Source organism: Labrenzia sp. OB1 (assembly GCF_001624695.1).
Lineage (GTDB): Bacteria > Pseudomonadota > Alphaproteobacteria > Rhizobiales > Stappiaceae > Roseibium.
In genome coordinates this window covers 117,310-126,361 of record NZ_JSEP01000017.1, presented here as the reverse complement: position 1 = coordinate 126,361, position 9,052 = coordinate 117,310, and the positions used below count along the sequence as shown (strand labels likewise).

Genomic DNA, 9,052 nt, shown 5'->3' with positions numbered 1-9,052 from the left:
CGTCGGTTACCGATCAAACCTCTTTGCCGCAACCACACAGCAGCTCGGTGCAAGACACATCCGAACCAGACCCTACACGCCCCAGACGAACGGAAAGGCCGAACGCTTCATCAAAACCCTCCAGGAAGAATGGGCCTACGGCGTGCCGTACAAAAGCTCAGAGCAAAGGAACGCCGCATTGCAACGATGGCTCCATATCTACAATTGCCAAAGGCCACATGGCGGCATTAACTTCAAAACACCGATCAGCCGATTGATCCAAAATCAATGAACAACCTCATTGGAAACCACACCTAGGGAAAAACGACAAGAATGGCCCTTGTGAAAGCATGACGGCTCTGTTCGTTTCCGCAGTGCAGCAATTTCTTCGCAATAAAAATTCAGCGGTGTCACAAACTTTCTCAGGACTGCCTCCCTGGCGCCTGAATTCGGGCCTCTTTTTGCCATAAACCGCAGTCTTTGACGAATTTTTGCACCAATTTCATGTAAGAAATTGAAGTAATTTGAAATAATTCGTGATTTTGACGCGCCTATTTTGGTCCCATAGCTCCGTCATTTCTCCGCCCCGAGTTCAATTGCAACGAATAACCAAAAGGGCTGGACTGAATGTTACGGTCATTGAAGACACTTACTGGCGCACTATGCCTTTTCGCCTATGCCACAACACTTTCTGCCCCGGCAGCTCTGGCGACAGGGTCGGGTTCCGAACCGATCCTTCACATCATCGACAAGGGCAAGGGAACCCAGGTTGCCGCGCTTACAGGCACCAGGTCGGCCAAATCCGTCAGTCGCAAGGACAGATACGCGAAGCTGATCCGCAAGGCGGCTGCCAAGCACGGTGTGCCGGTCAAGATTGCCAAGGCGGTGGTCGAGGTGGAAAGCAACTTCAATCCGAAGGCGCGCGGCAGGGCCGGTGAAGTCGGACTGATGCAGATCAAACCGGCGACCGCCAGGGGCATCGGTTATAGAGGGGCGACCAAGGCGCTCTACGATCCGGCAACCAATCTGGAATGGGGTATGAAATATCTCGCCGGGGCTCATGATCGTGCCAACGGCGATCTGTGCGGCACCATCCTGCGTTACAATGCAGGCCATTTCGCGAAACGGATGAACCCGGTCAGCCGCCGTTACTGCGGCAAGGTCCAACGGATCCTTGCCTCGAACTGATCGGCTGCGGTACTGGTTCTGCGAACGGCAACCGGCCACGAGATGGTGAAACCCCGTTGATTGTCATCGGGGTTTTTCTTTGTCTGTTCAACGCCCTAGGCGAATTTGCGACGCGCGGCGGAGATGGATGGAGGCAAAGGTGTGTGGTCCGGTACTTCGGGCGCGGTGAGGGGCTGGCCGAGGGCCTCGGTGATCGGAACAATTCCGGCCCAGACATCCGTTCCCAAATCTTCGCTGTCATCGACGGGGCCTCCCGTGCGCACCTTTGTGCTAACGTGCTCGATCTCAAGTGAGAGGACGCCGGTCGCCTTGTGTTCCTTCGGCAGCATCTGACGGCATTCGTTCCAGCGCCCCGGCAAGAGGTGGTCGGTTATGGCCGCGAGCGCTCTTACCTGTTCCCTCGGCTCCTCCACCAGTCTTGCTGTCCCGTGGACGACAGCGCAGCGATAATTCATCGAGTGATGAAATGCCGCCCGGGCGACCACAAGACCGTCGATCAGTGTGACTGTCGCACTGGCAGGCACACCGGCGGAATTCGCCTTGATGATGCGCGTGGTACTGGCGCCGTGGATATAGAGCCTGTTGCCGATCCGGGCATAAGCCATGGGAATGATCATAGGTCGGTTTTCATGAATGAAGCCGCAGTGAGCAATCAGACCGGTGTCGAGGATTTCGTAGGCGAGGTCGCGGTCATAACTGCCACGCTTCATTTGCCGGATTTTGGCGAAAACCGGCGGGTCAATGGATTGCTGTTGCTCCGAAGAGGTCTTGTCCGAGGACGTCATGGCTTGTCACCCTTTCAATATCCAACTTGTTTTTTGTGATGTCGCCGATAAATTGGATCCATGAAAGGTCCGGTTTTCGAAATATGACAGAACCAGTTTTTCCAGACGGCATATTGACCCTCGACCGGTCGGGTGACATTCCCCTGCCGGAACAAATCTATCGGGGCCTGCGGGAAGCTGTGCGGGCTGGCCTGTTGCCGTCAGGGGTAAGACTGCCATCGACCCGCCGCCTGGCTTCGCTCCTTGATGTTGCAAGAAACACGGTGAACACCGCTTACGAGCTTCTGCAGGCAGAAGGCATCATTTCCGTCCGTGCGGGAGCGGCCCCGAGGATCGCGGAAGGGCTGTTTCCCGATGGCGTGTCTGCTGGAACGCCGGAACCTTCCTCAATGCCCGCGTTGTCGCGGCGCGGCCGGATGCTAGCAGTGGATTTCCACGGAGATGGCTGGGTTGCACGTCACGGGTCGCTTCAGCCGGGAGCGCCCGCGCTGGACTGTTTTCCTTATGAGGAATGGGCGCGCTGTCTGCGCCGCGCCGCGAGGCTTGAACGCAGCGCGGATCTGCAATACCGGAATTTTTCAGGTGTTCCCGCCCTGAAGCGGCAGCTTTCCCGCCATCTGGCGGCAGAGCGTGGCGTCCGGGCCGATCCCGATCAGATTCTGATCACCTGTTCCATGCAGGCAAGTCTGGCTCTCTTGTCTCAGGCGCTTGCGGACACCGGAGATGAGGTCTGGCTGGAAGAGCCGGGATATCTGGGTGCTCGAACGGCATTTCACTCCGCAGGGTTCAGGATCCGGCCGTTGCCCACGGATGAGCAAGGGGCGGATGCAGCTGGAATGACAACGGGAGACAGGCCGCCGAAACTCATTTACGTAACGCCATCCCATCACTATCCGCTCGGCGCTCGCATGCCGCTTGCCCGGCGTCTTGGCCTTCTTGAGGCAGCGCGCTCCGCGGGGGCTGTCATTCTGGAAGATGACTATGACAGCGAGTTTCTGTTTTCCGGGCGTCCTGTCGCCGCTCTGTACGGCCTTGCTGGAGAGGGGCAGGTCATCTACCTGGGCACCTTCTCGAAAAGCCTCATGCCGGGTCTGCACATTGCCTTTTGTGTCGTTCCCGAGCTTCTGGTGGAGCCGCTGTCGCAACTCATGCGCAACATGGGCTGTGCCGCCAACGTTCAGGCACAGGCCGCCCTGGCCAACTTCATGGATAACGGCGCCTATCAGAAGCACCTGAAACTGATCCGGCGTGTCTACCTTGAAAGAGGCGAGATGCTCGTGAGCGCGCTGAAGGGCCGCCTGGGCAACTGGATCGATGTCGAGCCACCGGCCGGCAACGTACAGGTTGCGCTTACATTTCGAGAAGAACTCGACGATCGGGCTCTGGCGCGGGCAATGCACAGATCAGGCTTCGCTGTCTCTGCACTCAGCAAGTGTTTTCTCGGCGAGTACAAACAATCCGGGCTGATCATCGGTTTCGCGGGAGCAACGCCGGAACAGATCTCCGCAGGCGTCGACACATTGGGCAATTTGCTCGAGCAAACTGTTGATGCGTGAAAGCGGGCAGGGCACCTGCCGGGAAGTGTCAGAAGCCTGGAAACGAAAACTCCCGCGGCAGATGTCCACCGCGGGAGGTAAGGCTGGCTTTCGCGAGCGAGGTCCGTTTTAAGAGGATGTTTTCCTCAGGCCGCGCGCACTTTGACCAGGAAGTCGTCCATCGCTTGGCGCAGACTGTTGGACTGGTCATGCAGGTCGCTGACAGCAGAGTTCATGGCAGTACCCAGCTTGGCGGTCTCGCCAGCCGCATGACTGACTTCCGAGATGGAACGGGACACACCTTCGGTACCCTGCGCCGCTTCGGCGACGCTGCTGGCGATTTCGGTCGTCGCCAGGTTCTGCTCTTCCGCGGCTCCGGACATGGCGGACGTGTTCTCTGTGATCTTGCGGACCATGTCCGCGACAGATCCGGTGGCTTCCGTGGAAGCGTCCGCAGCCTGGCGCATTTCGGTGATCTGGCGATCGATTTCTTCAGTCGCCTTGGACGTCTGCGCGGCCAATGCCTTGACTTCGGAAGCGACCACGGCAAACCCCTTGCCGGCTTCCCCGGCCCGGGCCGCTTCGATCGTTGCGTTCAGAGCCAGCAGGTTGGTCTGTTCCGCGATGTCGGTGATCAGTTTGGTGACGTCGCCGATACGCGCAACCACCTGCTGCAGGCTCGAGACGGCCTGATTGGAACGCTCAACTTCTGTTTCCGCGTTTTGTGCGATTTCCGAGGAAGAGCGAACCTGCTCGGTGATGGCACGGATCGAGGCGGACAGTTCTTCCGTCGCGCTTGCCACCGTATTGACGTTGTTGGTGGCCTGCTCAGCTGCTGCAGACACCGAAAGCGCCTCGTCAGTCGTGTTGTTGGCAATATTCGACAGGGAGCCAGCCGAAGACGTCAGTTCGTCGAGCTTGGAAATCATGCCGTTGTAGATGCTGAGAACAGTGGTTTCGAAACCACTTGCGACATTTTCCATTTCCTGCCGCTTTTGCAGTTCGGCGTTCTCCCGGTCCTGGGCCGTGGCGGCTTCCAGTTCGCGCGTGCGGATCAGGTTTTCCCGGAAAACCCCGAGAGCCCGTCCGAGCAGACCGATTTCATCGCCCCTGTCGGTTTGATCGACGTTTTGCGACGTGTCGCCGGTTGCCAGGGCTTCAGTGACACCTGAAAGCCGGGACAGAGGGACGGAAATCAGCATGTGGTTCAAAAAGCCGAGGAACGTGGCCAGTACCGTGAGCACCACAGCACTGGCGATGGCAACGATCTCCACCGTCTGCAGGGCCGCGTTCTGCCGCTCTCCGGACGCCACCCGTTTGGCGCCTACCGCGTCGGTGAAGCTTCTGCTGACCTGCTGTACTGCCTCGAGAAGCGTCGCGCTTTCAGGCGTCAACTCTATCGCGCGGGCCAGGTCGACGGTTTCGGGCGTCCGCATGAGCTCGACCTGCCGTGACGCGATCTGAGAGTACCAGTTCTGCCAGTTTGTCTTGAGCTCGTCGAGGTTGGTCTTGAACTCGGGTGAAGTCTCCGAGATCAGGGTTTCGACTTCTGCGAACTGACCGGAAATCTCACTGTCCAGTTCCTTGGATCTGGCAAGCCAGTCACGATTTCCGGTCAGGAGGAACGATTTGACTGCCAGCGCTTGTCCGACGATTTTTTCGGCCAGTTCAGCGGTCTGCGTGTTCAGGGTTGACAATGCGTTTGCTGCATTGACTTCCTCGCGAGCTGACATGGTCTCGTATGCACTTGTGCCGCCTGCGACGGCACCGATGAGCGCCAGGCCCAGAAAGCCGGCGGCGATCTTCTTGCTGACTGAGAGGTTCTTGAGCATTATGGTCTATCCGTTCACGAATTCGGCGTCTGGCGACGCATAAGTTCTGTCAGGTTGAATTCCACTGTTGCGGCGCCGATCACTTTGTCGGTTTCCGGATCCGTAACCGACATGTTGAGCTGGGCGCGCCAGATCTTGCGATCCTCGTCCCATTCCGCTGCATCGATGAATACCGTGTTCGGTCCGCCCGGAAAGGTTTTCTGGAACTTGTCCTCATCGCCCTGCCAGTAATCTCCCGTGATCGCGCTCTGGCCGACATTGAGGCCATTGGCGTCCATGACGAAGATTTCCGGATAAAGACCCAGTGAATTGGCCTGAACCCTGAGAAGGTAGATTGACAGCGGGGCGGACAGCGTAGCGGATATCAGCGGTTTGTCGGTTGCCTCACGCTCAGCGCGCCATTGCGTGTCAAGCGCATCGATATCTGCTTGCGAGAGCGCGCCACGAAGATTGTTCTGAGCGTTGATCGACAGCGCGACGATTGGGTTTGCCAACCATTCCCCCACGCTCTCGATTACGGCAGGTGTGATCAGCGCCTCGGGGTCAGGTGCAGTTTCAGCGAATGCCCCCGATGAAAATAGCAAAGCCATCGGTAAACAGGCGTGCAATATGCGCATGGAATTTCTCCGTGAATAATTGTTTGAGTAAAATGAGGTAAAACACTTAATGTTACCTAAATGGACTGTTGAATGATTCCTTGAATTTCGTATTGTTACAAATTACGATATTTAGGATTAACTATCTAATATTTATGTCTATTTTTGAATTTATCTACCTGTAATTGTATTTGGTGTTTTTCTTGGTCTGATTGTGTTTTGGGGTGCCTCGGCTGGCGTAGGGCGGGCGGAGAGGTATTTTCTGGTAGCCGTGCCGGCCGGCATCATGTTTCGAAGCTGCGGTGTTGCCTTGCTTGACCTTGGGCTCAAAGCCACTTAAGTCCGCAGGCGCCAGTCGGCCGGACAGCCGCTGCCGCAAGTGCCGAAAGGCCGCGGGGGAGGAAAGTCCGGGCTCCATGGAAACACGGTGCCGGGTAACGCCCGGCGAGGGTGACCTTAGGGACAGTGCCACAGAAAGCAAACCGCCCCGGCCGGTCGCAAGACAGGGTCGGGGTAAGGGTGAAAGGGTGGGGTAAGAGCCCACCGCGCAGCTGGCAACAGAGGCGGCATGGTAAACCCCACCGGGAGCAAGACCGAATAGGGGCAGCGCGGACCCGGAGCAATCCGGATCCAGGCCGGTTTCCAGGTCAGCTGTCCGGGTTGGTTGCGTGAGGCGTCTGGCAACAGGCGTCCCAGATGAATGGCTGTCACGTCCGCGCAAGCGGGCCGTACAGAACCCGGCTTACAGGCCGGCTGGCGTTTCTATTGCGACAAGTAGATGTCCGGCCATCTTCATGAAATGGCCGGAGTGCGCTTCCTGACCGGAAAGAGATGGCGGGTGCGCCGATGCGGAGCCAGGGAAGCGCCTTGTCCCGGGCAGGCCTCTCATTCTCCACAAGTCTTTGCAACGAGGCAGATTTTGCCGGGTTCGCGTGTGCGGGCGGTCAAAACCTCCGTAAACCTGCCCATCCGATTCTTCTTTTCTGTCAAGGCTTCATTAAGCATGTTTGGTCTAAGGTCAGTCGATGGGGTCGTGTGCGATCAAATCTAGCCGGAATCCATGAGATTCCATTGACCACCCATGATTTCCCATGATATCCCATAAGAACCCAAATTGGGGAGCGCGGGCCCGTATGAGTTGGGCTAAGGGCGGCAATTTAACGGCTCGGCAAGAGCCGTATTTGCAAATTGCACGTTCTGGCAGGTTGTCGGCCTTTCTTCTCGTCAGGGTGTTTTCGTTTCGGAGTTGACGGGTGGAAACCCGTTCGAGGGGATTTATGGCCGGCTTTGTTTCTCACTTTACCAACCGGCTGGACGCCAAGGGTCGTGTATCGATCCCGGCGTCTTTTCGCGCGGTGTTGGCGAGAGATGGATTTGAAGGCCTTTATTGCATCAGCTCTTCCCACTGCCAGGCAGTTGATGCCGGCGGAAACGAACTGCTTGCCGAGATTGAAAAGCGCTCGGAAGCATTCGCGAAACTGTCGCCGGATCACGATGCGCTCGCCGTTGCGCTTTTCGGCGCCAGCGAGAACCCGAAGATCGACGGAGATGGTCGCATGACCATTTCCGACATGATCCGCGACCATACCGGCATCACCGATCAGGTGACTTTTGTCGGCATGAAATACAAGTTCCAGATCTGGGAACCGGAAAAGTTCCGCGAGTATCGCGCAGAGGCTCAAAAGCGCGCGCTCGCGATGTTGTCGGGGCAGCCCCCCGCATCCTCTCAAGGAGAGTCGGCATGATGGCGCTCGGCGACAAGGACATGTTTCCTGCCGCTGGCGGACCCATGCGTCATGTGCCGGTTCTCCTGACAGAGGTTCTCAGATGGCTTGACCCGAAGCCGGATCAAGTGATCATAGACGGCACGTTCGGCGCAGGCGGATACTCGCGCGCGGTTCTGGATCTGGGTGCAAGGGTTCTTGGTGTCGACAGGGACCCGGACGCGATTGCAGGCGGGCAGGGGCTGGTGAAGGATGCCGGCGGACGCCTGGTCCTGGTGCAAGGGCAGTTCGCTGGCCTTGAAACTCATGCACGCGACAACGGCTTTGATGCGGTTGACGGTGTGGTGCTGGATCTCGGTGTGTCTTCCATGCAGCTCGATGAGGCCGGCCGGGGATTTTCCTTCCTGCGCGACGGTCCTCTGGATATGCGCATGGAGCAGGCCGGGCCTTCCGCCGCCGAAGTTGTGAACGAACTTCCTGTAAAAGACCTGATCCGGGTCATCGGTTTGCTTGGCGAAGAAAAGCGCGCGACCACCGTAGCTCATGCGATCGATGCCGCTCGCAAGGAAAAACCGTTTTCCCGGACGCTTGAACTGGCTGGGCTGATCGAAAAGGCACTTGGCCGCTCGCCGAAAAAGGCGCAGATCCATCCGGCGACCCGCACCTTTCAGGCGTTGCGGATTTATGTGAACGGCGAGTTGCATCAGGCTGCGGAAGCGCTTGGTGCCGCCGAGCGCATTCTGAAGCCCGGTGGACGTCTGGTGCTGGTGAGTTTCCATTCCCTGGAAGACCGGATCGTCAAGCGCTTCTTTCAGGACAGGACGCGCACGCGTGGGGGCGGGTCACGCCATATGCCGGAGCAGGATGTACCACCAGCGACATTCGAGTTGCTGACGCGCAAGGCGGTTGAAGCGGCGGTGGACGAAACAGATGTCAATCCGCGTGCGCGCTCTGCGAAGCTCCGGGCGGGGCTGCGGACAGAGGCTGCCGCGCGAGATCTGGATATACATGCGGCGGGCGTTCCAAGGCTTGCGGAATTTCATGGGTTAGGGGGCTAAAGTGGTTCGAACGCTGAACATCCTGTTCATTCTTGCGGTCGTGATCGGTGCGGCGACGGTTTACGACATGAAGTTGGCCGCGACGAAATCCGCCGAAAAGGTTGCCGAGCTTCAACGCCAGATCGACGAGGAACGGGACACGATCCAGCTCTTGAAGGCGGAATGGAGCCTTTTGAACAAGCCGGATCGTCTCCAGTCCCTTGTTGCGCGCTACAACGACTATCTGCAACTGGAACCCCTGGATGTGAAGCAGATCGTGACGCCGGAAGATCTTCCAGCCCGTCCGGTCATGCTCGAGCCGATCGGCGGCAACCAGATGGGCGGCTATGCCGGCTCCTCGGCAGTGATCCGGTGA

General features: G+C 58.1%; 9 protein-coding genes and 1 other RNA gene. 7 read left to right on the top strand and 3 right to left on the bottom strand.

Translation table 11 applies throughout. The annotated features are described in order from the left end of the window. Window positions 1-271 (top strand): integrase core domain-containing protein (locus OA90_RS28115; RefSeq protein WP_156510520.1); only part of this gene is annotated, 271 nt, incomplete at its 5' end. Window positions 272-720: 449 nt separating this feature from the next. After that, complete coding sequence (locus OA90_RS20400; RefSeq protein ID WP_068416640.1) at window positions 721-1,167, top strand: transglycosylase SLT domain-containing protein; 447 nt, start codon at window positions 721-723, stop codon at window positions 1,165-1,167. Between the two features lie 95 nt (window positions 1,168-1,262). Here the strand turns inward: OA90_RS20400 and OA90_RS20395 are convergent, their stop codons facing one another. Beyond that, window positions 1,263-1,952 (bottom strand): pyridoxamine 5'-phosphate oxidase family protein, encoded by a 690-nt coding sequence (locus tag OA90_RS20395; RefSeq protein WP_068416583.1) that lies wholly within the window; start codon window positions 1,950-1,952, stop codon window positions 1,263-1,265. Between the two features lie 83 nt (window positions 1,953-2,035). Between OA90_RS20395 and OA90_RS20390 the strand changes: the two genes are divergently transcribed. After that, a complete protein-coding gene (locus OA90_RS20390) occupies window positions 2,036-3,508 on the top strand; it encodes a PLP-dependent aminotransferase family protein (RefSeq protein WP_068416581.1) in 1,473 nt (490 codons plus the stop codon). 125 nt (window positions 3,509-3,633) lie between these two features. On the opposite strand, the gene OA90_RS20385 is transcribed toward OA90_RS20390, so the two are convergent. Together OA90_RS20385 and OA90_RS20380 are read right to left on the bottom strand one after the other, a co-directional pair. Continuing rightward, a complete protein-coding gene (locus OA90_RS20385) occupies window positions 3,634-5,319 on the bottom strand; it encodes a methyl-accepting chemotaxis protein (RefSeq protein ID WP_068416576.1) in 1,686 nt (561 codons plus the stop codon). 14 nt (window positions 5,320-5,333) lie between these two features. Further along, window positions 5,334-5,936: a hypothetical protein gene (locus tag OA90_RS20380; RefSeq protein ID WP_068416574.1), complete on the bottom strand. Its 603-nt coding sequence runs from the start codon at window positions 5,934-5,936 to the stop codon at window positions 5,334-5,336. Between the two features lie 330 nt (window positions 5,937-6,266). Between OA90_RS20380 and rnpB the strand changes: the two genes are divergently transcribed. From rnpB to OA90_RS20360, 4 genes are all read left to right on the top strand, one after another. Beyond that, window positions 6,267-6,676, top strand: an RNA gene (gene rnpB / locus OA90_RS20375) — RNase P RNA component class A. Between the two features lie 516 nt (window positions 6,677-7,192). After that, a complete protein-coding gene (locus tag OA90_RS20370; protein ID WP_068416571.1) occupies window positions 7,193-7,660 on the top strand; it encodes a division/cell wall cluster transcriptional repressor MraZ in 468 nt (155 codons plus the stop codon). Next, window positions 7,657-8,697 (top strand): 16S rRNA (cytosine(1402)-N(4))-methyltransferase RsmH, encoded by a 1,041-nt coding sequence (gene rsmH / locus OA90_RS20365; RefSeq protein ID WP_068416569.1) that lies wholly within the window; start codon window positions 7,657-7,659, stop codon window positions 8,695-8,697. Before OA90_RS20370 ends, rsmH begins: the two co-directional genes overlap by 4 nt. Window position 8,698: 1 nt before the next feature. After that, window positions 8,699-9,052, top strand: coding sequence for a hypothetical protein (locus OA90_RS20360; RefSeq protein ID WP_068416567.1), 354 nt, complete (start codon window positions 8,699-8,701; stop codon window positions 9,050-9,052).